This is a genomic window from Vibrio sp. 05-20-BW147, assembly GCF_013369385.1.
GTDB classification, from domain to species: domain Bacteria; phylum Pseudomonadota; class Gammaproteobacteria; order Enterobacterales; family Vibrionaceae; genus Vibrio; species Vibrio floridensis.
Genome location: NZ_SZTO01000013.1, coordinates 40028 through 64903 on the forward strand (window position 1 = coordinate 40028; position 24876 = coordinate 64903).

The 24876-nt window shown below is 46.5% G+C and carries 18 protein-coding genes and 1 riboswitch; of the genes, 13 read left to right on the forward strand and 5 right to left on the reverse strand.

Annotated features, from left to right (window positions below; all coding sequences use genetic code 11):
* The first annotated feature begins 98 nt into the window (after window positions 1-98).
* From FC652_RS13255 to FC652_RS13265, 3 genes are read left to right on the forward strand one after another with little or no spacing between them, the layout of a single operon-like run.
* Window positions 99-1949 carry an assimilatory sulfite reductase (NADPH) flavoprotein subunit gene (locus FC652_RS13255; protein ID WP_255199167.1) on the forward strand — a complete coding sequence of 617 codons (1851 nt, stop codon included), beginning with the start codon at window positions 99-101 and terminating at the stop codon, window positions 1947-1949.
* On the forward strand, window positions 1949-3685 hold the full coding sequence (gene cysI / locus FC652_RS13260; protein ID WP_176298954.1) for an assimilatory sulfite reductase (NADPH) hemoprotein subunit: 1737 nt from the start codon (window positions 1949-1951) through the stop codon (window positions 3683-3685). Before FC652_RS13255 ends, cysI begins: the two co-directional genes overlap by 1 nt.
* Window positions 3678-4454, forward strand: a complete 777-nt coding sequence (locus FC652_RS13265; protein ID WP_176298955.1) for a phosphoadenylyl-sulfate reductase — start codon at window positions 3678-3680, stop codon at window positions 4452-4454. The genes cysI and FC652_RS13265 overlap by 8 nt, the downstream gene beginning before the upstream one ends.
* A gap of 112 nt (window positions 4455-4566) precedes the next feature.
* On the opposite strand, the gene lysC is transcribed toward FC652_RS13265, so the two are convergent.
* On the reverse strand, window positions 4567-5916 hold the full coding sequence (gene lysC / locus FC652_RS13270) for a lysine-sensitive aspartokinase 3 (RefSeq protein WP_176298956.1): 1350 nt from the start codon (window positions 5914-5916) through the stop codon (window positions 4567-4569).
* Between the two features lie 120 nt (window positions 5917-6036).
* A riboswitch (Lysine riboswitch) is annotated at window positions 6037-6215 on the reverse strand.
* A gap of 215 nt (window positions 6216-6430) precedes the next feature.
* On the opposite strand from lysC, the gene FC652_RS13275 reads away from it, so the two are divergent.
* Window positions 6431-7552: an alanine--glyoxylate aminotransferase family protein gene (locus FC652_RS13275; RefSeq protein WP_011151256.1), complete on the forward strand. Its 1122-nt coding sequence runs from the start codon at window positions 6431-6433 to the stop codon at window positions 7550-7552.
* Window positions 7553-7616: 64 nt separating this feature from the next.
* On the opposite strand, the gene FC652_RS13280 is transcribed toward FC652_RS13275, so the two are convergent.
* From FC652_RS13280 to FC652_RS13295, 4 genes are all read right to left on the reverse strand, one after another.
* A complete protein-coding gene (locus FC652_RS13280; protein ID WP_176298957.1) occupies window positions 7617-9380 on the reverse strand; it encodes a PglL family O-oligosaccharyltransferase in 1764 nt (587 codons plus the stop codon).
* 66 nt (window positions 9381-9446) lie between these two features.
* On the reverse strand, window positions 9447-12269 hold the full coding sequence (gene uvrA, locus FC652_RS13285) for an excinuclease ABC subunit UvrA (RefSeq protein ID WP_176298958.1): 2823 nt from the start codon (window positions 12267-12269) through the stop codon (window positions 9447-9449).
* Window positions 12270-12413: 144 nt separating this feature from the next.
* Complete coding sequence (galU, locus tag FC652_RS13290) at window positions 12414-13286, reverse strand: UTP--glucose-1-phosphate uridylyltransferase GalU (RefSeq protein ID WP_011079387.1); 873 nt, start codon at window positions 13284-13286, stop codon at window positions 12414-12416.
* Between the two features lie 185 nt (window positions 13287-13471).
* The gene (locus FC652_RS13295) at window positions 13472-14119 is read right to left on the reverse strand and encodes a response regulator transcription factor (protein ID WP_176298959.1); all 648 of its coding nucleotides are present in this window, start codon (window positions 14117-14119) and stop codon (window positions 13472-13474) included.
* A gap of 288 nt (window positions 14120-14407) precedes the next feature.
* Between FC652_RS13295 and FC652_RS13300 the strand changes: the two genes are divergently transcribed.
* From FC652_RS13300 to FC652_RS13340, 9 genes are all read left to right on the forward strand, one after another.
* Complete coding sequence (locus FC652_RS13300) at window positions 14408-14947, forward strand: single-stranded DNA-binding protein (RefSeq protein WP_176298960.1); 540 nt, start codon at window positions 14408-14410, stop codon at window positions 14945-14947.
* 149 nt (window positions 14948-15096) lie between these two features.
* Window positions 15097-17091 carry an RNase E specificity factor CsrD gene (gene csrD / locus FC652_RS13305; protein WP_176298961.1) on the forward strand — a complete coding sequence of 665 codons (1995 nt, stop codon included), beginning with the start codon at window positions 15097-15099 and terminating at the stop codon, window positions 17089-17091.
* A 12-nt stretch (window positions 17092-17103) separates the two neighbouring features.
* Window positions 17104-18546 (forward strand): MSHA biogenesis protein MshI, encoded by a 1443-nt coding sequence (locus tag FC652_RS13310; protein ID WP_176298962.1) that lies wholly within the window; start codon window positions 17104-17106, stop codon window positions 18544-18546.
* The gene (gene gspM / locus FC652_RS13315; protein ID WP_176298963.1) at window positions 18543-19193 is read left to right on the forward strand and encodes a type II secretion system protein GspM; all 651 of its coding nucleotides are present in this window, start codon (window positions 18543-18545) and stop codon (window positions 19191-19193) included. Before FC652_RS13310 ends, gspM begins: the two co-directional genes overlap by 4 nt.
* Window positions 19186-19506, forward strand: a complete 321-nt coding sequence (locus FC652_RS13320) for an MSHA biogenesis protein MshK (RefSeq protein ID WP_176298964.1) — start codon at window positions 19186-19188, stop codon at window positions 19504-19506. Before gspM ends, FC652_RS13320 begins: the two co-directional genes overlap by 8 nt.
* A gap of 15 nt (window positions 19507-19521) precedes the next feature.
* Window positions 19522-21162, forward strand: a complete 1641-nt coding sequence (mshL, locus tag FC652_RS13325; protein ID WP_176298965.1) for a pilus (MSHA type) biogenesis protein MshL — start codon at window positions 19522-19524, stop codon at window positions 21160-21162.
* Between the two features lie 10 nt (window positions 21163-21172).
* Window positions 21173-22018, forward strand: a complete 846-nt coding sequence (locus tag FC652_RS13330; protein ID WP_176298966.1) for an ExeA family protein — start codon at window positions 21173-21175, stop codon at window positions 22016-22018.
* On the forward strand, window positions 22015-23151 hold the full coding sequence (locus FC652_RS13335) for a lipopolysaccharide assembly protein LapB (protein ID WP_176298967.1): 1137 nt from the start codon (window positions 22015-22017) through the stop codon (window positions 23149-23151). The genes FC652_RS13330 and FC652_RS13335 overlap by 4 nt, the downstream gene beginning before the upstream one ends.
* Window positions 23148-24872 carry a GspE/PulE family protein gene (locus FC652_RS13340; protein WP_176298968.1) on the forward strand — a complete coding sequence of 575 codons (1725 nt, stop codon included), beginning with the start codon at window positions 23148-23150 and terminating at the stop codon, window positions 24870-24872. Before FC652_RS13335 ends, FC652_RS13340 begins: the two co-directional genes overlap by 4 nt.
* Window positions 24873-24876 lie beyond the last annotated feature (4 nt).

The following is a 24876-nucleotide window of genomic DNA, read 5'->3' on the forward strand; positions in this document are numbered from 1 at the left end:
TACTTCCAAAAAGTTATAAAACATTCACTTCTATTCTTTCTTGTTATTAAAAAGAGTGGTTAATCTATCGTCACGCAATGAATAGGGATGTCGTGACTATGTCTTCTCAAAAGAAAGTGTCATCAGGAAACACTACTCCATCAGGATTGGCTGGTTTAACTAGCCCACTTAATGATCAGCAGATCAACCTACTACAACAGATTTCAGATTTGTCTCCTCAACAGCTAGCTTGGGTTAGCGGCTATTTTTGGGGATTATCACAAAGCGCAGTTCCGTCTTCGGTCTCGCCTATTGCTCAAGCAGTGACGGCCGTGGCAGCTAAACCTGCGGGTAAACTAACGATTATTTTTGCATCTCAAACAGGGAATGCGAAAGGGGTCGCTGAAGCGCTCGAGCATGAGGCCAAAGCAGAAGGTATCGCTGTTCAATTGTTTGATGCGAGTGATTACAAAGGCAAAAACTTAGCGAACGAAACGCACGTTATCATCGTGGCTTCAACCAATGGTGAAGGCGAAGCGCCAGACAATGCCATCGAATTGCATGAGTTCTTACAATCTAAGAAAGCACCGAAGTTGCCAAACCTACAATACGCTGTGATTGGTCTAGGTGACTCAAGTTACGAGTTCTTCTGCCAGACGGGTAAAGACTTTGATGCTTACTTGTCGAAATTGGGGGCAAAATCATTCATCGAACGTGTCGATTGTGACGTTGATTATGATCTTCCGGCAGCGCAGTGGCGTAAGCAAGCGTTAGAGAAAATCAAAGAGGCACTTTCTTCTGGTGTTGAAGCTGAGGTTGTGCAATTACCGGTAGCACAAGCATCCCATACGCCTTCGTTGTACAACAAGCAAAATCCTTATGCAGCAACATTGCTTTCGAGCCAAAAAATTACAGGTCGTGATTCGGGCAAAGATGTTCGCCATGTAGAAATTGATCTTGCTGGTTCAGGCATCACTTATCAACCAGGAGATGCGCTTGGCGTTTGGTTTGAAAACAGTGGTGAGTTAGCCAATCAAATTCTTGCCAAAGTAGGCCTATCTGGCGTTGAAAGCGTGGATGTGGATGGTGAGAGTCTGTCGATTCACAGTGCCTTGGTGAGTAAGTTTGAAATTACCTCTTCTAACCCGCAACAAGTGGAAAAGTTTGCCACGCTTTCAGGTAGTAAAAAACTGCTAAAGCTGGTGGAAGAGAAAGATAAGCTTCGCGAGTACGCGAGCAATACTCAGTTGGTGGATTTGCTCGCAGAAAAACAAACCAAGTTGAGTGCGGATGAACTGCTCGGCTTACTGCGTCGCCTGACTCCACGCTTGTATTCTATCGCATCGAGCCAAACGGAAGTGGATGAAGAAGTGCATCTCACCGTCGGTTTAGTCGAATACGATGTTAAAGGCGAGAAACGTTTTGGCGGCGCTTCTGGTTATTTGGCTCAGCGTCTTGAAGAAGGCGAATCCGTCAAAGTGTTTGTTGAAAACAATAATAACTTCAAGCTGCCTGCGGATGACCATGTTCCTGTCATCATGGTTGGCCCTGGAACTGGTATTGCTCCATTCCGCAGCTTTATTCAAGAGCGCGACAACCGTGGTGCAGAAGGTAAAAACTGGCTGTTCTTTGGTGACAGAACGTTTACCCAAGATTTCCTCTACCAAGTTGAATGGCAGAAGTACTTGAAATCCGGTTTGCTGACGAAACTTGATGTGGCGTTTAGTCGTGACCAAGCAGAAAAAGTCTACGTGCAACAACGTATTTTGGAAAACGCAGCGCAAGTATGGCAGTGGATTCAAGAGGGCGCTTACCTCTACGTGTGTGGTGATGCTAATCGAATGGCGAAAGATGTCCACCAGGCATTCGTCGCTGTGGCAGAACAAGAAGGTAAGATGTCGCGAGATGATGCAGAAGAGTTTATCAACGACTTACGTAAAGCAAAACGTTATCAAAGGGATGTGTACTAATGACTTTTTCTACTGAAAATAATAAGCAGGTTGTATTAGGCGAAGAGTTAGGAAAACTGTCTGATAACGAGCGTTTAAAAATCCAGAGCAATTTCCTACGCGGAACAATTGAGCAAGATCTGCAAGACAGAATTACCGGTGGGTTTACCGCAGATAACTTTCAGTTGATTCGTTTTCATGGCATGTACCAGCAGGATGACCGTGACATTCGTAACGAGCGTGCCAAACAAAAACTAGAGCCATTACATAATGTTATGCTGCGCGCTCGTATGCCAGGCGGCATCATTACGCCCAAACAGTGGTTAGCGATTGATAAGTTTGCGACAGAGCACTCTCTGTATGGAAGCATTCGCCTGACCACGCGTCAAACGTTCCAGTTTCACGGTGTGCTAAAGCCGAACATTAAGCTAATGCACCAAACGTTAAACAGTATTGGTATTGATTCAATCGCTACCGCTGGTGACGTTAACCGTAATGTCTTGTGTACCACCAATCCGGTTGAATCTGAGCTGCATCAAGAAGCGTACGAGTGGGCGAAAAAAATCAGTGAGCATTTACTGCCTAAGACCAAAGCGTATGCCGAAATTTGGTTAGACGGTGAAAAAGTAGAAACCACGGAAGACGATGAGCCGATCCTAGGTAAAACTTACTTACCGCGTAAGTTTAAAACGACCGTTGTGATCCCTCCGCAAAATGACGTGGACGTTCATGCGAACGACCTCAATTTTGTGGCGATTGCTGAAAAGGGCAAATTGATTGGCTTTAACGTGCTAGTGGGCGGCGGTTTGGCGATGACACATGGTGATACATCGACTTACCCACGTCGTGCCGATGATTTCGGTTACATTCCACTAGAGAAAACGCTGGATGTGGCCGCGGCTGTTGTGACGACTCAACGTGATTGGGGTAATCGCTCGAATCGTAAAAATGCCAAAACCAAGTACACCTTGGATCGTGTGGGTACCGATGTATTCAAAGCGGAAGTGGAAAAGCGTGCAGGCATTAAGTTTGAGGTTAGCCGCCCTTATGAGTTCACTGAGCGTGGCGATCGCATTGGCTGGGTTGAAGGAATTGATGGTAAGCACCATCTCACCCTGTTTATTGAAAATGGTCGCTTACTCGATTATCCCGGCAAGCCGCTAAAAACTGGTGTGGCAGAAATCGCAAAAATTCATAAAGGTGATTTCCGTATGACGGCCAACCAAAACTTAATTGTGGCAGGTGTCTCTAAGAGCAACAAAGCCAAGATTGAGAAGTTGGCACGAGAGCATGGTTTGATGGATGAGGGTGTCAGCGAGCAGCGCAAGAACTCGATGGCGTGTGTGGCATTCCCTACCTGTCCGCTAGCCATGGCGGAAGCAGAGCGCTTTCTTCCTCAGTTCGTTACTGATGTGGAAGGCATTCTTGAAAAACATGGCCTTGAGAAAGAAGACAACATTATTTTGCGTGTCACGGGATGTCCGAATGGTTGTGGCCGTGCAATGTTGGCGGAAATTGGCTTAGTCGGTAAAGCGCCTGGTCGCTACAATCTCCATCTTGGTGGCAACCGTGGTGGCACACGAGTGCCGAAGATGTATAAAGAGAACATCACCGACACGCAAATATTAGAAGAAATTGATGCGCTTGTTGGCCGCTGGGCGAAAGAGCGTTTGGATGGCGAGTGTTTTGGTGATTTCACGATACGTGCAGGTATTGTCGAAGAAGTCATCATTTCTAAGAGGGATTTTTATGCTTGATTCTGTTGCTTCAAAGCTGCAGCTATCAGAGCTAAAAACGTTAACGAAAGCGGAGCAAAGTCTCCGCTTGGCGGAAATTAACGTTGAGCTTGAACAGTTGTCAGCGCAAGAGCGGGTGGCTTGGGCGCTTACTCACTTAGAAGGTACATTTGCTGTATCTTCCAGCTTTGGCATTCAAGCGGCGGTGATGCTGCACTTGGTTTCGCAACAAAAAGCCGACATTCCGATCATCTTAACGGACACGGGCTATTTGTTTCCGGAAACATACCAGTTCATTGATGAGCTAACGACATCGTTGAACCTCAATCTCAAAGTATATCGAGCTTTAGAAAGTGCCAATTGGCAAGAAGCTCGCTACGGCAAACTTTGGGAGCAAGGGGTTGAAGGCATAGAGCGTTATAACAAACTCAACAAAGTTGAGCCCATGCGCCGAGCATTGAATGAGCTACAAGTCGGCACTTGGTTTTCAGGACTAAGACGTGAACAGTCACAATCACGTGCGGGCTTACCTATACTATCGCTTCAAAACGGTGTGTTTAAGTTCTTGCCAGTGGTTGATTGGACGAACAAAGATGTTCACTACTACCTACAGGAGCATGGTCTTTCTTACCATCCTCTGTGGGAGCAGGGGTATCTATCGGTAGGAGATACACACACGACCAAAAAATGGGAACCAGGAATGACAGAGGAAGAAACTCGCTTCTTTGGTTTAAAAAGGGAGTGTGGTCTACATGAAGAAGACAAGGAACAAGATGGCTCAGGTATTTAATGAGTGCTTGTGTTTGCTAGTGTCAGTGTGACTCATTGACAACATCAACATGAGAAAAATCCCTCGCAATGACGAGGGATTTTTGTTCTTCGTGGGTCGTATGTCGTTGCGTTTATCGCTCAAAAAGATCTTGATGAAGTTTCTGGATCACGCTCTTCGAGTCGTGAGCATCGACCAAGAAACAGAGGTTGTGATCACTTGCTCCGTAACAGATCATTCGCAGGTTAAAGTCACCTAAGGTGCTGAACACTTCTTTTGCGTAGCCCTTGGTTTCCATATGGTTACCAATCAATGCCACCAAACACAGATTGTGTTCAACTTCGACCGTGCATAGCTCTTCCAGTTCTTTACGAGCAGCTTGTGGTAGCTCTGGTGCACCACCAGATGTGTCCGTTTTGTCTAGAGTTAGGGAAACACTGATCTCTGAGGTTGTGATCAAATCCACGGAGATTTTATGTTTAGCGAGAATTTCAAACACTTTGGCTAAGAAGCCGTACGCATGGAACATCTTCGCACTGCGTAAGGTGACCATAGTCTGATTGCAGCGCAGCGCCAGTGCGCGGAAAAGTGGTGAGCTCTGAGCTTCGTGGCGAATCCAAGTTCCACCTTTCTCTGGTTCTTTAGAGGAACCAACAAAAACAGGGATGTCGTGACGAAGCGCTGGCACTAAGGTCGATGGGTGGAGAATTTTAGCGCCAAAATTGGCCATTTCAGATGCTTCTGCAAAGCTGATTTCTGGAATTGGTGCCGCTTTCGCTGCAATACGTGGATCGGTGGTGTAGATCCCCGGGACGTCCGTCCATATTTCTAAGCCAGTGGCTTTGACGCCTTCGGCAATCAGAGCGGCACTATAGTCACTGCCACCGCGGCCTAACGTTGTGGTATTGCCTTCTTCATCAGAGCCGATAAATCCTTGTGTAACGACGACGTAGTCACTACAAAGTGGCAGCAGTTTCTCTTGCGCGAGTTGTGAAATCTTCGCTACATCGGGCTCTGCACGGCCAAAATTATCATCTGTGCGCAATACGTCACGGATATCAAAACGGATTGCATTGACGCCACGTTCACGCATCAGTTGCGCAAGAATGTGAGTGGACATCAGCTCACCACACGCGACTAAGTGATCGGTCAGTTTATTGCTTGCTTGGATTGAGGCGGCCTCGGCAAGGCTTGCGATGGTATCGAGAATGGCATAGACCTCTGTCGCGGCAGCGGTAGCATCGTTGAGTTCATTCAGGATCGCTTCATGAATCCCCGCGAGCTGAGCTAAAAGCTCAGCTCGGCGATCCTGTGATTGAACCCCATTGGCCAACTCAACCAACAAGTTCGTTACACCTGAACACGCGCTGCTCACAACCAAACGCGTGTCTGGATTATTTTCAATAATGGCAGAGCAACGGCTCATTGCCTCAAAGTTTGCAACACTAGTTCCACCAAATTTTGCTACATTTAATGCGCTCACGGCATTTCTCCCACAACTTCCGAAAAATATTAACCGTTGGTAATCCAACATCCGATGTTTGTTTTGGTGAGGAAAGGGGCAGAGCAGTTTAGAGAGGTCAGTTTGAATAATCAGAAAATCCATCTCAGAAGCTCTTCATCAGGCTGAGCTGATGACAGTTGATGGGACTCAACCCAAGTCAACCGACAGATCAAATCCTGCAATTTTGATCTACCTCGGCACTACTCCCCCTGAATGTTCTGTGTTGGAGTTGCGGCTCCACAAAACATCTGCCTGGGCAGTGCTCCTCTTCTGCAAAAAGCTTAAACATTGAACGTTTTTCGCACCCCAATGTCAACGCTTAATTCGATCGTGATTGAAAGTTTTTATTAACAAATTTGTGACACTGGTTTGACCTCTAAGACTGTCGGCTAATTGCTGTCGTTGCTCGTTTGCTTTAGTGTGGAGAAACATAATTTGCATTAAAACGATTTCGCTGTCCGTTAACCTTTTTCACGCTTAGCAAGGAGCCGGTATGTCAATTCAAAGCTTTATTCCACCACGCCGTATATTAATGGGGCCAGGACCATCTGATATTTCCCCGCAAGTATTACAAGCACTTAGCCGCCCAACCGTGGGGCACTTGGACCCGCTGTTTATTCAGATGATGGATGAGCTCAAACAATTGCTTAAATACGCCTTTCAAACTAAGAATGACTTTACCATTGCGGTCTCAGCGCCAGGCAGTGCGGGAATGGAAGCGTGCTTTGTGAACCTGATTGAACCGGGAGATAAAGTCATCGTCTGCCGCAATGGCGTGTTTGGTGAGCGCATGCGTGAAAATGTCATTCGCGCTGGTGGTGAGGCGATATTAGTGGATGATGAGTGGGGAACACCAGTCTCGATTGAGAAGGTCGAGCAGGCCTTAACGCAACATCCGGATACCAAAATTCTGGCTTTTGTTCATGCAGAAACATCGACAGGCGCAAGAAGTGATGCGGAGACACTGGGGAAATTAGCAAAACAATATGGAGTGCTGACGATCGTTGATACGGTCACTTCGCTGGGAGGCATTCCGCTTAAAGTCGATGAATGGCAACTTGATGCGGTTTATTCCGGTAGCCAAAAATGTCTCTCTTGTGTCCCGGGTCTTGCTCCTGTGACGTTTTCTTCTGCCGCCATTGAGAAAATTCAGTCACGTAAAACACCCGTGCAAAGCTGGTTCTTAGACCAAAGCTTAGTGTTAGGTTATTGGAGTGGGGAAGGAAAACGCAGTTATCATCATACCGCACCCGTCAACAGTTTGTATTCACTGCACGAAGCGTTGTTGATGCTGAAAAATGAAGGTCTGGAGAACGCTTGGGCGCGGCACGAAAAGATGCACAACAAGCTGAAAGTGGGTCTCGAAAAATTGGGGTTCCAATTTGTGGTCGATGAAGAGTACCGTTTGCCTCAACTCAACGCGATCTATGTGCCTGAAGGTATCGATGAAGCGAAAGTGCGTAGCCATTTGCTTGAAACCTATAACTTGGAAATTGGCGCCGGTCTGGGAGCGTTAGCTGGTAAAGCGTGGCGTATAGGCTTGATGGGTTACGGTGCGAGAGAGGAAAATGTCGCGTTATGTTTAAGAGCGCTTGAAGAGTCGCTCACTCAATAATCTTTGGTCAGTTAACAATAAAAAAGCGAAGCTGGTGAGCTTCGCTTTTGTATTACATGACAAACTACTGACCGGACGACACGGAGTGAGACAATGCCGCTGACGGTGGTTGATAGTGAATGTTGCTGAAGTCGTTTTTAGGGAAGAGAAATTCAGCTTCCGTCTTTACTTGTTCTGCCTTACTCAAATCGCCAAGCCCTTGGTAGGCTAAGATTAAATTGGAATAAAACGCTGGTCTTGGCTTGGTCTTAATAATGTCAAGGGACCAATCAATATAGGGCTGAATCAATTTGGCATCTTGTGTTGCTAAGCCAATGTTGAGGTAGGTGCTGTAGACATCCCAATCGAAACGATCTTTCCACACCACGGGATTGGTGACGCGTTGTAAGAGATCTGGATTGACTGGGCGAGTGGTTTCAAACTTGGTCAGAATGTAGTTAGTGTGTAATGCACTCAACATATAAAAAGTGGTCAAAATTGGCGTTACCAAACTGGCCACTCGTAGCAATGTTTTACTGACGACAGAAAATTCAACCGTTTTCACTTTGGCAACGCGTTGATCAACCCAATAGATGAGTATGATGAAAATCAACCAGTGTGCCGCAGAGTGATAAAAAGGGTACTCCAGTTGACTGTGCAATACGATCGGTACAAACAAGGCAAACATGGCTAAACGTGTGCCTTTCTTGGCACTGTGGATTCGGTTTAATACCAAGATGGCCGCGAGAAAAATCCCCAATAGCGGAACAAGCCCTCCTTCTACGCCCCAATAGAGCAGCTCGTTATGTGGATGATCCATCGCTGGAAGCGCTGGTGGATATTGCTTGTTGAGTAAGTGCTGCCTTGCCGTGTACAAGGTGTAAGCAGACTCAAAATTGCCGTAACCGTAACCAGTGAAAGGCTTCTCTATCAGCATGTCGAGTGCTTGTGGGAAGGTATAGGAGCGAACATCGTTAAGGTGAGTCTTCTGGCTAACAAGGTTCGTTTCTTCAACTTGCAGCAACGCTACGGAGAGAGACAAACCGAGAATGGCCGAACCTAACCATCCCCAAAAGCGAATCTTGGTACCGAAGCGATAGAGATAGGGAAGCACAAGCAGCAGGGCGATAATTGAGGCAAGCCAACCAGTGCGCGAGGCGAGCACGACTAGAAGGGGCACGGTCAGTAGTGGCACACAATAGAGCAAAGAGATTTCGCTCAGACGCTTGTTGTATTTATGTGGTTGTCTTGCGAGTAAATAACCAGACAGGACGAATCCGGTGGCAAGAAAGCTGGCCATGACATTAGGCTGCTGGAAAATACCATACGGACGATTCGACATGGTGTTGTAACCCATCCAATTGCCCGGTTTGAGCCATAACATTTGGTAGTAGCCTAAGAGCGCTTCGAGCACGACCGCGAGGACAATCAGCCACAAAAGTCTCTGCTTATGTTTGTTACTGAAACGAAACTGCTGCAGTAAAACGAAAAAGGCGAAACCCGCCCATAAGCCGATGAGGCGAGTGATGGACTGGCTATAATCGCTATTGGCGTAAAACAACGGCAGCGTTAGGATGAGACAACAAATAAACAGGCCAATCGTCAGTTTGGAGTAGCGTAAGTGGTGCTGGGTGGCGAGTTGGTAACAGCCAATGGCGCACGAGACGGAAAAGGCAATCCAAGTGGTCGGATTGAAAGAGAGTGCTAAACCAGCACCGCCGGGATTCGCCATAAAAAAGTGCATTGCCACAAGAAATAGACTCGCCAGTGCAATGAGAAATAGTTTATTCAGTGGCACTTTGGCTTTAGGCTGTTCTAGTTGAGTTCCGCTTACGTGTATTGTTGCCATGACGTTGTTCTTCATCTGAAAAAAGAAACCAGCATTCCGCTGGTTTCATCACTTTACCTGTTTTTTCTATTTCAACATAGGCTTAAGGAAACGAGCGGTGTGCGAACCTTCGATCTGCGCCACATCTTCAGGAGTGCCCTGCGCAATGATTTCCCCTCCACCTTGGCCGCCTTCTGGACCTAAATCGATGATCCAGTCGGCCGTTTTGATCACATCTAAATTATGTTCGATCACGACAACGGTGTTGCCATGATCACGTAAACGATGCAATACGGTCAACAGTTGCTGGATATCGTGGAAGTGTAGGCCCGTCGTTGGTTCATCCAAAATATAAAGGGTTTTGCCCGTATCGCGTTTGGACAACTCACGAGCCAGTTTTACCCGTTGTGCTTCACCGCCAGAGAGGGTGGTGGCCGCTTGACCTAAACGGATATAAGAAAGACCAACATCCATTAAGGTTTGCAGTTTACGCGCGATGACAGGGACAGGAGCGAAAAACTCATGAGCGTCTTCTACGGTCATCTCTAGCACTTCATCGATGCTCTTCCCTTTGTAGTGTACTTCTAACGTTTCTCGGTTGTAGCGCTTGCCTTTACACACATCACAAGGGACATAAACATCAGGTAAAAAGTGCATTTCAACTTTGATCACACCATCACCTTGGCAAGCTTCACAGCGACCACCACGAACGTTAAAGCTGAAACGCCCTGGCTTGTAGCCGCGTGAACGAGACTCTTGGGTGCCGGAGAACAGCTCTCGAATCGGAGTGAAAATCCCCGTATAGGTCGCTGGATTTGAACGCGGTGTGCGACCGATGGGGCTCTGGTCGATATCGATGACCTTATCAAAATGCTCTAAGCCTTTAATAGACTTATAAGGCGCTGGTTGAGCTGTGGTCGCTCCATTGAGTTGGGTATGAGCAATTTTGAAAAAGGTGTCGTTAATCAGTGTTGATTTACCTGAACCAGAAACCCCTGTGATACAACTGAATAGCCCGACAGGCAGCGAAAGATTGACCTCTTTAAGGTTGTTGCCACTGGCTCCAATGAGCTCAACCGTTTTGTTCTTATCTCTTGGTGTGCGTTGAGTCGGCACAATAATCTGCTTGGCTCCGCTCAAGTATTGTCCGGTCAAGGAATCAGGATTGGCGAGAATCTCGGCCATTGTTCCTTCGGCAACCACTTGGCCACCATGTACGCCTGCACCAGGACCAATGTCAATCACATGGTCGGCACAACGAATCGCATCTTCATCATGCTCTACGACTAATACGGTATTGCCGAGATCGCGTAAGTGCGTCAGTGTTTTGAGTAAGCGCTCATTGTCACGCTGGTGAAGGCCTATTGACGGTTCATCAAGCACGTACATCACGCCAACCAAACCGGCACCGATCTGACTAGCCAGACGAATACGCTGTGCTTCGCCACCAGACAAGGTTTCAGCGCTGCGAGACAGGTTCAAATAATTGAGGCCAACGTTGACTAAAAACTGCAGTCGATCGTTGATCTCTTTCATGACCTTCTCCGCAATTTGAGCTCGCTGCCCTTCGAGTTTTAAGGTGGCGAAAAAGGTCAATGCATCAGCGATACTCAACTCGACGATTTGTGGCAATGTCGTGTCATTAATAAACACGTTGCGTGCTTCTAGGCGCAGACGCGTTCCACCACAACTGGTGCAAGGTTTGGTGGAGATATATTTCACCAACTCTTCTCGTACCGAGTTAGATTCGGTGTCGCGATAACGACGCTCGAGTGTATTGAGAATACCTTCAAATGGATGGCGTTTAAGACGAATGTCGCCTCGATCGTTGATGTACTTAAATTCGATTTCAGTGCGCCCTGAGCCTTTTAAAATGACCTCTTGGATGCGTTTTGAAAGCGAACTAAAAGGGACATGTAAATCGAAATCGTAATGCTCAGCCAGCGAGGTGAGCATTTGGAAATAGTAATAGTTTTTCTGATCCCAACCACGAATCGCCCCTTGCGCAAGACTTAAATTGGCATCTTGAATCACTCGGTCAGGATCAAAATATTGCTGAACCCCGAGGCCATCACAGGTGCCACAAGCCCCTGCTGGGTTATTGAACGAGAACAAACGTGGCTCAAGCTCTTGCATACTATAACCACAGTGGGGACACGCAAAATTGGCGGAAAAAACGATCTCTTCACCGTCCCCCTCCATAGGGGCAATCACAGCGATGCCGCCTGAGAGTTCCAGTGCCGTTTCAAAGGATTCTGCGAGCCTTTGTTGTAAATCGCCACGCACTTTAAAGCGGTCAACCACCACTTCAATGGTGTGCTTTTTGTGTAACTCTAGCGTTGGTGGATCGGTGAGGTCACAGGTCTCTCCGTCAATACGCGCACGGATAAAACCTTGAGCAGCAAGATTCTCTAATGTTTTAACGTGCTCGCCTTTGCGCTCTTTCACGATGGGGGCGAGCAACATCATTTTGGCACCTTCAGGCAGCTCCAGCACTTTGTCGACCATTTGGCTAATGGTTTGAGCCGCTAAAGGGACTTTGTGGTCAGGACAGCGAGGCTCACCAACGCGGGCATACAGTAGGCGAAGGTAGTCATACACTTCCGTGATGGTCCCTACGGTTGAACGCGGGTTGTGTGAGGTGGATTTTTGCTCGATAGAAATGGCTGGCGAGAGGCCTTCAATGTGGTCAACATCGGGCTTTTCCATCAAAGAGAGAAACTGGCGAGCGTAGGCTGACAGGGATTCTACATAACGTCGTTGGCCTTCAGCGTAAAGGGTATCAAAGGCCAAAGAAGACTTACCTGATCCGGATAAGCCCGTAATAACGATCAGTTTATCTCGGGGAATGGTGAGATTTATGTTTTTGAGATTATGGGTACGTGCTCCGCGAACTTCTATCTTGTCCATCTTTGATGCTCTGTGTAATACCAACAAGTTGAGCAAGTATTACATAGTGTGAGAAATGTGCAATAAAATACTGGATAAAAAAACAGTTAAAAATAAGGCGCTTTATTCAAAGCGCCTTATACGTTTCGATTTAGAGGAAGTTGATTACTTCTCTTTTTGCGTACTGAATTTACCCAATTCAGACGTCTTCTCATCTTTCAGATAAAGGTTTTGGTAGCAATAGTTGGTTGCTTCGATATAGCCTTCAACGCTGCCGCAATCAAAACGACGGCCTTTAAACTTGTATGCCAATACACAACCTGCCTTTGCTTGTTTGAGTAGTGCGTCGGTGATTTGAATTTCGCCGCCTTTACCTGGCTCAGTTTGTTCAATCAGATCAAAAATATCTGGGGTAAGAATGTAACGACCAATAATCGCAAGATTACTTGGCGCGGTACCAGGTTCTGGCTTCTCCACCATGTTGTCTACGCGGAAGAGATCGTCTTTGATCATTTCGCCAGAGATAACGCCGTATTTATGAGTTTCATTTTCAGGTACTTCCTGAACAGCAACGATCGAACAGCGGAACTGCTTAAACAGCGCGACCATTTGTGCCAAGACACCTTGTTCTTCATTCACACAAAGGTCATCAGCCAGTACGACGGCAAAAGGTTGATCCCCAACGAGTTCACGGCCCGTTAAGATGGCGTGCCCTAAGCCCTTCATCTCACGCTGGCGAATGTAGGTAAAGTTCGCGGAGTCGATCAAAGCACGTACATCTTCCAATAGGGCTTCTTTGTTGGTACCACTAATCTGATGTTCTAGTTCGTAGTTTTTATCGAAGTGATCCATGATTGAATGCTTACCACGACCAGTCACAATGCACATTCCGTCCATACCCGCTTGGATGGCTTCCTCCACACCGTATTCGATCAGAGGTTTGTTCACCACTGGCATCATTTCTTTTGGCATCGATTTGGTCGCAGGTAAGAAGCGAGTGCCGTAGCCAGCGGCAGGGAAAAGGCATTTTTTAATCATTGAATAGTGTCCTTATCAAATCGAACTCCTCACCGAAACAATACGCATGTAAAAATTAAAGCCGAGCGCGCAGCATTTCCTTTGTGGTGTGTTGTTCCATAAACAGTTAGTTATCATTAGGGGCGATTCTAACCTGTTATTTTGTCATACGTTACACTCTAAAGGAAAATTCGCGATCTTCTTACTTATGAGATCAAATTTTGGTCAGCCCACGCGGCAGCTTGGACACGATTCTTCACGGAGAGCTTTCTAAAGGTTTGATAGAGATGCGACTTAACCGTAAATTCGCTGATGAACAAATCTTCGGCTATTTGAGTGTTAGATTTCCCGGATTGAACACATCTCAGTACTTGGATTTCGCGAATGGTAAGATCGACATTCACTGGTGAAGTATGTGACGAAACCATATTGCGATAATAGTGAAGCAACTGTGCGCTGACATCCCTAGGCAACCAGTTTTTTCCATTGATGACTGAACAAATGCCTTCGGCCATTTTTTCTAATCCGCTGTCACGATAAAAAATGGCTTTACATTGACCAAAGCTCACCAGTTCTTCCGTTGTTAAACGGTTTGGGACATTGAGCAGCACAATCTCGAAGCTTTTCCAGATAAGAGGCAAGTTCTTTATCTCTTTCAACAGCGCTTTGTGCTGTTGGTAGTCGATAAGCAGAATGCGATTACGATGATTAGGATCCGCTTGCATGAGAGTCGCAGGTGTTATGGTCGGTATCTCCATCTCGATTTTTTTGGAGAGTTTTTCGATAAAATCTGGCGTTTGTTCGTTCTGCAGACTGATAAAGAATGGCTTGCGTGCATAAGACGATTTTCTCATAACAATCCCCTTTTCTAGTTAACAATCGAATAAGCGGGTTAAAAGTTGTCACCATTATTGCTTTAAGGCTACAGCTCTCTATATGAAATGCGTTGAATTTCAAATCAGAAAGTAAATGAGATTTCTGTTAGTATGAGCAAAACGTATGCTGGCTCCTAAAATAAACAATTTTTAATCTGGTTCGTTGACGTTGAACTCGCTCTATGAGGACTATTTTTACCGTGGATAAAAGCATGCTATGCTAGTGCGCTAAATTTAATTAATACCGAAAGCTTAACGGAGCACATCATGGCCAGCCGTGGAATTAACAAAGTAATCTTGGTGGGGAACTTAGGTAACGACCCTGAAATTCGTTACATGCCAAGTGGCGGTGCAGTTGCGAACATTACGATTGCCACTTCAGAAACTTGGCGCGATAAAGCGACTGGCGAACCGCGTGAGAAAACCGAATGGCACCGTGTCACTTTATACGGAAAGTTGGCAGAAGTTGCTGGGGAATACCTCCGCAAAGGTTCTCAAGTATACATTGAAGGACAATTGCAAACGCGTAAATGGCAAGACCAGAGTGGTCAAGACCGTTACTCAACCGAAGTGGTTGTACAAGGCTACAATGGCATTATGCAAATGTTGGGTGGCCGTCAGCAGCAAGGTGGCGCTCCAGCGATGGGTGGTGCTCCGCAGCAGCAACAAGGTGGTTGGGGTCAGCCTCAACAGCCAGCCGCACAGCCGTCTTACCAAAAACAGGCTCCAGCGCAACAACAGCCAATGCAGTCTCAGCCTCAGTATAATGAGCCTCCAATGGACTTTGACGACGACATTCCATTTTAAGCCGTCGCTAAACATAGACGAAAGCCGCGATTTCCGCGGCTTTTTCAATGACACTTCTCACATCTACTGAGAGCAGATTGTTAACCATTCACTTATCAAGTATATAGACACAAACGGTATATGATGAATGGAAAAGGAATTCGGTGTTCATGAGGTATACCCCGACTCTAAAACTCAGTACTCGATTGGTGGCTTTTGTCACTATGATCGTAATCAGTGCCATGTTCATTTTGTTTGTGGGCGGCACCCTGTCATTTAAGAAGCTTGGACAAGAGTATCTTAACCATTATCTCGCAGGCATCGTTGAAGTGCTTGATAAAGAGATGGAGGATCCTGACGCTGCGTATTCGATGCAACGGTGGATGCCTAAGATGCTGCAAGCATCTAACATTGTTGAAATGAAGCTTTTCACCGATGCTGGTGTTGTTTATCGCTTCAAAGATACGTCCCCTCAAATTGATGTAAATCGACTTTACGAACAAAGTTATGTGTTGCAACGCAATCCTGGCTATCGAGTGGAGTTTAAAGCAACGCCTCCCTACGTTGGCTTTGGATATTCGTTTCAGGCGCTATGGTCAATTACGCTCGCTGTTGGGTTAATCGTTTTTTGTTTGATGCGCGGCGTGAAATGGCTCAAAGAGCAGCTGTATGGTTCTGAGCTGCTTGAAGAGCGTGGCCGTATGATTTTGGCAGGGCGAGTTGAACAGTATGCCAAAGGTGATGAGAGAGAATGGCCGTATACAGCGAGCGAAGCGCTTGATGTCCTAATCGAAGAGTTGCAGGATGCTCGCCAAGAGCGCAGCCGTTTCGATACCTTTATTCGAACGCAAACTTTCCTTGATAAATTAACTGGCACCGCCAACCGCGTATTGTTTGACAACAAGTTGGAATCTGCTCTACACGAAAGCGCAGCTCAGGGTGCGGTTCTTTTGCTTCGTATTGCGGACTGGAAAAGTGTTTCTGAGGAAAATGATAAACAGGTTGCAGACGACTTTATTATTGAAGTGGGGAGCCTGATTTCAAATCTAGTGCAGCGTTATCCAGAAGTGGTCTTTTCTCGATATTATCAAGCAGATTTTGCCTTATTTATTCCTCACTTAGGCGCTAAAGATGTCGCGAATCTTGCCGCTCAATGTGTTAGGCAAATGGAAAAACTCACCCCGCCTTATCCTCTTGATAAAGAAAACTGGTGTCATATTGGTATCACCATGTACCAAGAGGGAGAGCGGCATAGCCAAATCATGGATGAAGCCGAAACGGCATTGAGGAGCGCCCAATTACAGAACAATAATAACTGGAGCCGATTTAAGAAGTGGAATCATATTGATGAGGCAAGAGGTAGTGTTAAGTGGCGTACCATTTTTGAGACGGCTCTGTCAGCTGAAAATGTGTTAGTCTTCGGACAGTTGTCTTATTTATTAGACGGACAGCAGTTAAATCCATTGCATACTGAGTTAACCTGCCGAATTGTGGACCCAGAGAATGGCATCGTGAAAGCTTCTCGCTACATGTCGGCTTTGAAACAAGTAGGATTTGAGAGTCAGATGGACCGAGCGGTCATTCGCAAAGTCTTCGCTCATTTACGCTCTAATGCTGAGAAAGTCGAACCTGTATCATTGAATCTTCACGTCATACCATTTGCTAATCGTCATTATTTCAAATGGTTCCGTGATGAACTGCTACAGTTACCTAGTGAGTACCGAACAAAGTTGAGCTTTGAGTTTGTAGAAAGTCATTTAGTTCGACATTTGGATTATATGAGACCTGTGGCCAAAATGCTGTCGGGGCTAGGATGCCAATTGGTGGTTGGGCAGGCGGGAAGAACCATAGTCAGTACCCACTATCTGAAAGATCTGAATGTGGACTACTTAAAACTGCATCGAAGCCTGACAAAAAAAATAGAACAACGCCATGAAAACCAGTTGTTTGTTCGTAGTATGCTGGGTGCCGGAGACGGAACGAAAGTGAAAGTTATTGCGGTGGGCGTTGAGAGCAAACAAGAGTGGGCCACTCTTGTGGAGTTGGGAATACATGGTGGTCAAGGGCGTTATTTCTCGATAGAAAGTCAGTGGTTGCCTCCAGCGTTAGCCACGGAAGAAAAACAGACAAAGACAGTGAGGCGTAATCGCTGGCGTCGAAAATAAGAAGAAAAATTGATGAATGTGAAGTCATTTCTAGAAAAATTAAAAGGACAAAAATCGGTGGGGCGTCAACGGTATGTGATGCTTCAACCCGATGCCGTCTATTTTGTCTCTCATGATGAACAGAATTCTTCTCCTTATGAGGCAATAGAAGAGAGCTGGGAAAAAGCGCTGGATAAAGTATTGCAGACGCAATTTACGCCAAATGAGACAATCACCGTTGTTCTTGCCAGTCATCATTACCAAGTTTTTCAAATTGACAAGCCTGCGGTGCCTCGTGAAGAGTGGCCTGAAGCGCTGCCTTTTTTAGTCAAAGACCTTATCTCCGAGCGTCCGACAGAGATTGTTGCCGATGCTCAGCTATTGCCAAATAGCAACAAGCTTCAAGTCTATGTCTTGTCTAAAAAAATCCTAGACAAGCTTCTGGTTGTTGTTGCACAAAATCAATGTGAACTGGGTTCGATCGTCCCTGAGGATGAAATTTGGGCGCAGAGTGCAGGGGAGTTGGCCAATTTTCTATTGCTGCAGCGTAGTGTTAAAGGCCAGTTTAAGCTAGGGGCGTTTGTGGAACATACCCCTATGTTTCAACGTACAATGCGCTCAGTCTTTCCGCCGTTGACTGGGGAGTCCGCCAGTGAGTTACAGCTTGATGGTTTGGCTCTCGAGCTTCAGCGCTCACTGGATTACCTTTCCTCTCAGGTGAAAGGCATTTCTCTTAATCAACTGAAAATTTGTTGTGACGATGAAGATCAAGAGACACTAGTAGCGGCATTGAATGAACGCTTGAGTGCTAACGCCTCGTTGTTAAATGAATCTATGGCTCCCTCAGGGAGTCTCGCGGTACAGTGTGCTGCGCTACAAACCACATTTTCAGTCAATCTTTACCCAGAATATCTCAAGCCTAAAAAAGAGCTCTTTTCTCTAAATACTGTTGTTGCTTCTTTGGGGGCAACTTCTTTAATGCTGCTGCTTATTTTTGCTCTAACCTTATGGCAAAAAATGGGGGTAGATAACCAGTTGGCTGAACTGAATGCGCAAACTCAACAATTGCGTCAGCAGGTGGCAGAGCAGCAATCGAAGCTTGAAAAACATAAGCCATCTTCTGAAAAAATGGCGGCTGTTGAGCGGCTAAAAGTCAAAGTGCGTGCACAAGAAGCTTCTCTCGCTGCAATCAGTCAATATGATGCCTCTTTGCAAACGGGCTACTCGAGTATGATGCAGTCGTTGGCGAAGTTGGGGCGCAACGACATCTCGCTGACCGATATTCATGTTGTCGGGACGAACCTCGATATTAAAGGGTTGGCGATCAGCGCAAATGCAGTACCCAATTGGGTCAACCAATTTAAACTGGAGACCCCTTTAGTGGGGCGCAACTTCGATAAGGTTAGCATTAGCCGTAATGAGGATGATGTGATCACATTTGAACTCAAAACTCGAGCTGAAGGGAACGGCAAATGAAGCAACAATGGAATGATTTGAACGCCAAGTTTCTCGCGTTAAGTGGGCGTGAGAAGTGGCTTATTACCTTGTGTGGTTTTGTGGTTGTGATTTTGGTGCTGTTTACTTTGGTGGTAGAGCCCGCTTGGAAAGAGTTGTCATCGAAAAAAGCACAACTTGTGAGTGTCCAACAAAGTAACCAAAAGCTTCAGGGTGACTTGCTCGTTATTCAAGCTAAGCTCAATAAAGATCCAAATAGAGATATCGAGATTGAGATGAAAAGCTTGCTGGCTCGTAGTCAAGATCTTGGGCTGCAGCTGTCTGAGTTAATTGGTAATCTGTTATCACCTAGCCAGATGGCGGAGCTACTGGAAAGCGTCTTGGATGGGACGAAAGGCATTAAGCTTATTGCATTGGAATCGCTGCGTGCAGAACCGATTGAGGGCAATCCAGAAAATTCCGAATATTCGGGGTATTACTTGCACCCGGTTCGGCTTGAAATGACCGGTGACTTCTTCGCCATTCAAGCCTATTTGAACAAATTGGAAAACTTGCCAGTGAGATATTATTGGCGAAGCTTTCACTATCAAGTGGAAAAATACCCTCAGGCGAGAGTCGTGCTGGAGGTTTACACCCTAGGGACAAGACAGGAGTTTATCGGTGGTTAGGTATCTTGTGCTATCTCTAATGTTGTTCTGCAGTCCATCCTATGCGACTCAGGACCCCACCGCGCCGTTAGGTTGGACAAAGCCTTCTCAAACCAAAAGTGCGGGGCAAGTTCAGTATCGTTTGCCAACATTGCAAAGCATCGTTTGCCAGTCACCCAAAGAGTGTGTTGCGATTTTAAATGATGATGTGGTCAGTGTCGGAGAAACGATTCGAGGTTATAAAGTCACTCAAATTGATTCAGAAGTGGTGACGTTGAAGAGAGGCTCAAAGGTATGGAAATTAGAGCTTTTTAATCTGGATATAAAAGAATAATAGGGTTTGAATCAAATGCGCAAGATTGTAGTAGGAATTATCATTGCCTCGCTGATGGGGTGCTCGATGGGGCACAGGGATCCCGTTGAAGTCAAACAGACCTTAAATCAGTCCATCAATGAGGCGAATAGCCGTGCACTAGATGACCTTCCTCCCTCTGTTGAAGAAGATTTGATGCCAGAGCTAGAAACGAGTAATGCCAATACGAGCAACACGGTAAAGCGCTTTAGAATTAAAGCCAGTGGTGTTGAAGCAAGGCAGTTCTTTACCTCATTAATTAAGGGAACTGAGTTTAGTGTCGCGGTTCATCCCGATGTAACCGGCCGAATCACCTTGAATGTCAGTGATGTAACCTTGGATGACATCTTGATGATTGTGCAAGATATGTACGGTTATGATGTGATGAAAACAGGTAAAGTGATTCAAGTGTATCCAGCAGGTTTACGCACGGTGACCATTCCTGTTGATTACATTCAGTTCCAACGTTCAGGCCGCTCGTTGACCAGTATTGTCACGGGTTCAGTGACCTCAACCGGTTCAACCAGTTCTGGTGGTGATTCTGATTCCAATAATAGTTCCAGTAATAACAGTTCCAACAATGGAGATACCACAACGACTTCCAGTGGTGGTACTCGTATTGAAACCATCACTGAAAGCGATTTTTGGCCGCTCTTGCAACAGGCGGTCGCAAATCTGATTGGTTCTGGCAAGGGGCAAAGTGTAGTGGTCACGCCGCAAGCAGGTGTGATTACCGTTCGAGCTTTCCCTGATGAGATTCGTGAAGTAAGACAGTTCCTTGGCATTTCTCAGGAGCGTATGCAGCGCCAAGTGATTCTCGAAGCCAAGATCCTTGAAGTGACCTTGAGTGACGGCTATCAGCAGGGCATCAACTGGTCCAATATCTCGGCTTCAATTGGTAACTCAGGCAGTATTGTGGTGAATAGACCGGGCTCAACCGTTTTACCTGGTTTAGATGCCATTGGTTCACTGCTCGGTGGTCAAACGAACGTTACCATTTCTGACGGTAGTTTTGAGGCTGTGCTGAGTTTTATGTCGACGCAAGGCGATCTTAATGTGCTTTCCAGCCCACGAGTGACCGCTTCGAACAACCAGAAAGCGGTGATCAAAGTGGGTAGTGACCAATACTACGTAACGTCATTGTCTAGCAATGCGGGCAACGGGGAGAACTCCAATGCGGTGCCTGAAGTGACGTTAACACCATTCTTCTCTGGAATTTCGTTAGATGTGACGCCACAAATAGACGACAAAGGGAACGTCTTCCTGCATGTACACCCTGCGGTGATTGAGGTGGAGGAGGAAACCAAACAGTTGAACTTAGGTGGTGATTTCCAAAATATCACTCTGCCATTGGCGAAAAGCTCGATTCGTGAATCGGATTCTGTGATTCGTGCTCGTGATGGCGATGTGGTGGTGATTGGCGGTTTGATGAAATCGAACACCGTTGAACGTGTTTCGAAAGTGCCGTTTTTCGGTGATATTCCGGCCTTAGGTCATTTATTCCGTAATACCTCGAATTTAACTCAGAAAACTGAGTTAGTGATTTTACTCAAGCCGACGGTTGTTGGGGTGAATACTTGGCAAAAAGAATTGGAACGTTCACGTGACTTACTTCAGGAGTGGTTTCCTGACCAATAGTAGATAAACCATGTATTTACAGCATTTTGGTTTTCATACTCAGCCTTTTTCACAAACCCCAAATACGGAACTTTTTTTGGGGTTAGGGCCCCATTTTGAAGCTATTCAAACAGTGATGGCTGCGCTAGAAATGGGAGAAGGGATCGTCAAAGTGACGGGTGAAGTCGGCACAGGGAAAACCATGGTGTGTCGCATGTTGATCGACCAGTTGAGTGACAAAGTGAACTTGGTTTATTTACCCAATCCCGTCTTGAGTGGTCACGAGTTGCAAATGGCAATTGCACGAGAAATGGGTTTAAAGGTGTATGACTCCGTTAGCTTGGTGCCGCTGATTCAAGAATCACTCATTGGCATGCGACAGCGTGGCGTCAAAACAGTATTGCTGGTGGATGAAGCTCAAGCCTTACCACTTGAAGCGATGGAAGCACTACGTTTGTTTGGTAATTTAGAAACGGAACAGGAAAAGCTGTTACAGATGGTTTTATTTGGACAGCCGGAGCTCGACGAGCGTATCGCGCAACATGAATTGAGACAGTTTCGCCAGCGAATCACCTTCAGCTGTCAACTTAGGGCGTTAACCTTGGAAGAGGGCGTCGCGTTTATTGATAGCCGCCTAAGTAAAGCTGGAAGCGAGCGTGAATACCTCACGTTGGAACAAAAGAAAGCACTTTGGCGTGGCGCGGGTGGCATTCCTCGCTTAATTAATCAGTTGTGTCATAAGGCATTTTTGTTGGCCTACATGCAAAAGCAACATCAGGTGACCAATCATCATTTGTTTACCGCGATTCATGACACTTATGACGCTTGTAAACCGTTGTTTAAAAAACCAGTACTTTGGGGATGGAGAGCATCTTGAGTGAGATAAACAAAGCACTTGCGGAGTTAGCAAGTCAAAAAAAACAGCCTACTCAATTGCAAAGAGCAGTCTTGCCGAAAGTCTCATCGGCAAAACCCATTTTGTGGATAGCAACGGGTTTTGCTCTCAGTTTGGCGGTAGGCGGCTGGGCGATCACGCAATCTCAACCTGAGGTGCAGATCGTGCGTGCGCCCATCACGACGGTAACCACGGAGCAAGCAAACGAAGTGCCCCTTGCTTCTCCAACTCAAAAAGTCCTTTCTGCGACCTCTGAAAGTGTTGTGGTATCGCAGCCTGCAGTCTTCACCGATGTAACCACGAACTCGCCGAAAATGGCTGCCGAGAAAAGCGTCATACGCCCAGTGCCAACTAAAGTGACAACGACTTCGACTAAAGAATCGATCGTGGTCGCTAAAACGGATGTACCAGCCAAGCGTCAAACGACAGAATCCCATACTCATTCTTCATCGGCTGTGACTTCGGGAAACCAAGTATCTGCCCCTGTTTCTTCTGAGTCTGAAGGTATGGTGATTGAGCAGGTTGAACTGAGCAAAGAACAATTGGCAGAGAAAGCCATTGGCCGTGCAGAGAAAGCGCTGGATGCCAATAACTTACAAAATGCGCTTTCTGCTTACAGTGAAGCACTACGCCATACACCGAATAATGAAGTGGTGAGACAAAAACTTGCCGCGCTCTATTTTGGCAAAGGGGATAGCCGCAAAGCGTATGAACTGCTTCAGGCTGGCATTGCACTTGATCCTGAAGGTGAAACGTTGCGCATTGCTTTGAGCAAAATGTTGATTAAAGCCAATCAAAATGAAGCCGCACTTTCTCCTCTAGTGGCGATTTACGATCATTCTGGAAAAGAGTATCTCGCGATGCGAGCGGCTTTAGCGCAAAAACTGAAGAAAGACGATATTGCACTGGAAAGTTATCAGCGGCTCAGTCAAATGGACAGTGAGAATGCTCGATGGTGGCTTGGACTTGCCATCCAGCAAGAGCGCGCTTTGGACTTCAAATCGGCTCAAAACTCCTACCAAGCGGCCCTGTCGAAAGTGGGTATTTCCAACCAATCTCAACGTTTTATTAAAGATCGGCTCGCGCTGTTGCAGAATTTGGAGAGTGCACAATGAAAGTAAGATTAAGGAAGCGCCTTGGTGACCTGCTTGTTGAAGAGGGCATTATCAACGAAGCTCAACTTGATCAGGCGCTCGGCGCACAGCGTAGTAGTGGTCGTAAGCTTGGCGATACACTGATTGATTTGGGTTTCCTCAGCGAGCAACAGATGCTGGCTTTCCTTTCTCAACAGCTGGATTTACCGCTGATTGATTTGAATCGTGCGACTGTAGATACTGAGGCGGTACAGCTGTTATCCGAAGTACATGCTCGTCGCTTACGTGCCCTCGTCATCGGACGAAATGGTGACACATTGCGTATTGCGATGAGTGATCCAGCCGATTTGTTTGCACAAGAAGCACTGATTGGCCAGTTGGGCCAATACGGCATTGAATTTGTTATTGCGCCAGAGCGACAGTTGGTGGAAGGTTTTGACCGCTACTATCGTCGAACCAAAGAAATCGCCACTTTCGCAGAGCAGCTGCAAGCGGAGCACCAAGTCAACGATGCATTTGATTTCAACATCGAAGACAATGACAGCGACGAAGTGACGGTTGTAAAACTGATCAACTCTATGTTTGAAGATGCCATTCAAGTTGGTGCGTCGGATATCCACATTGAACCCGATGCGAAAGTACTGCGTTTACGCCAGCGTATTGATGGCGTATTGCATGAAACCTTGCTCAATGAAGTCAACATTGCGCCAGCGCTCGTGTTGCGTTTGAAGTTGATGGCGAACCTCGATATATCTGAAAAACGCTTGCCGCAAGATGGTCGTTTTAACATCCGCTCTAAAGGTCAGTCGGTTGATATCCGTATGTCGACCATGCCAGTTCAGTATGGTGAATCGGTGGTGATGCGTTTGTTAAACCAGTCATCAGGGGTGAGAAAATTGGAAGAATCTGGTTTGCCGGAGGATCTTCTACTTCGCTTGCGTCGTCAGCTTAAGCGTCCCCATGGCATGATCTTGGTAACGGGTCCAACAGGATCGGGAAAAACCACCACACTGTATGGCGCGTTAACAGAACTCAATCAACCGGGCAAGAAGATCATTACCGCCGAAGATCCGGTTGAATACCGCTTATCTCGAGTCAACCAAGTGCAGATCAATCCCAAGATCAATCTCGACTTCTCGACTGTGTTACGAACTTTTCTTCGTCAGGATCCTGATATTATTTTGATCGGTGAGATGCGTGACCATGAAACCGTCGAAATTGGTTTACGTGCCGCGTTAACGGGGCACTTAGTGTTAAGTACCTTACACACCAACGATGCGGTCGATAGTGCGCTGCGTATGATTGACATGGGTGCGCCTGGATATCTGGTTGCTAGTGCTGTGCGTGCAGTGGTGGCACAGCGATTAGTTCGCCGAGTGTGTCCGGATTGCAAAACGGAAGATCATGTGGGCGAGTCGCGCAAAGCGTGGTTGGCTCAGCGTTTCCCAAATCAAGTGGAAGCGGGCTTTGTGAAAGGACGCGGTTGCCAAAATTGTAACCTGACTGGGTATCGTGGTCGTATCGGTGTCTTTGAGATGCTTGAGTTAGAGCACGAGATGATGGACGCACTGCGAGCAAACGATGCGGTCGGTTTTGCGCACGCTGCTCGTCGCTCTCCAAACTACAAACCTCTGTTAGCGTCAGCGATGGAACTCGCACTTAAAGGGGTAGTGAGTTTGGATGAAGTGATGACTTTAGGTGAAGGTGACTCCTCCGGGGTTGCTGACGCCATTCTGATGTAAGGTG

Bases quoted from the DNA above. Each gene is read 5' to 3' on its own strand.
- FC652_RS13265 (WP_176298955.1), top strand. From the start codon at position 3,678: ATGCTTGATTCTGTTGCTTCAAAGCTGCAGCTATCAGAGCTAAAAACG.
- cysI (WP_176298954.1), top strand. From the start codon at position 1,949: ATGACTTTTTCTACTGAAAATAATAAGCAGGTTGTATTAGGCGAAGAG.
- mshL (WP_176298965.1), top strand. From the start codon at position 19,522: ATGCGCAAGATTGTAGTAGGAATTATCATTGCCTCGCTGATGGGGTGC.
- FC652_RS13330 (WP_176298966.1), top strand. From the start codon at position 21,173: ATGTATTTACAGCATTTTGGTTTTCATACTCAGCCTTTTTCACAAACC.
- FC652_RS13295 (WP_176298959.1), bottom strand. From the start codon at position 14,119: ATGAGAAAATCGTCTTATGCACGCAAGCCATTCTTTATCAGTCTGCAG.
- FC652_RS13280 (WP_176298957.1), bottom strand. From the start codon at position 9,380: ATGGCAACAATACACGTAAGCGGAACTCAACTAGAACAGCCTAAAGCC.
- FC652_RS13310 (WP_176298962.1), top strand. From the start codon at position 17,104: ATGAATGTGAAGTCATTTCTAGAAAAATTAAAAGGACAAAAATCGGTG.
- FC652_RS13275 (WP_011151256.1), top strand. From the start codon at position 6,431: ATGTCAATTCAAAGCTTTATTCCACCACGCCGTATATTAATGGGGCCA.
- FC652_RS13340 (WP_176298968.1), top strand. From the start codon at position 23,148: ATGAAAGTAAGATTAAGGAAGCGCCTTGGTGACCTGCTTGTTGAAGAG.
- uvrA (WP_176298958.1), bottom strand. From the start codon at position 12,269: ATGGACAAGATAGAAGTTCGCGGAGCACGTACCCATAATCTCAAAAAC.
- csrD (WP_176298961.1), top strand. From the start codon at position 15,097: ATGAGGTATACCCCGACTCTAAAACTCAGTACTCGATTGGTGGCTTTT.
- FC652_RS13255 (WP_255199167.1), top strand. From the start codon at position 99: ATGTCTTCTCAAAAGAAAGTGTCATCAGGAAACACTACTCCATCAGGA.
- FC652_RS13300 (WP_176298960.1), top strand. From the start codon at position 14,408: ATGGCCAGCCGTGGAATTAACAAAGTAATCTTGGTGGGGAACTTAGGT.
- gspM (WP_176298963.1), top strand. From the start codon at position 18,543: ATGAAGCAACAATGGAATGATTTGAACGCCAAGTTTCTCGCGTTAAGT.
- galU (WP_011079387.1), bottom strand. From the start codon at position 13,286: ATGATTAAAAAATGCCTTTTCCCTGCCGCTGGCTACGGCACTCGCTTC.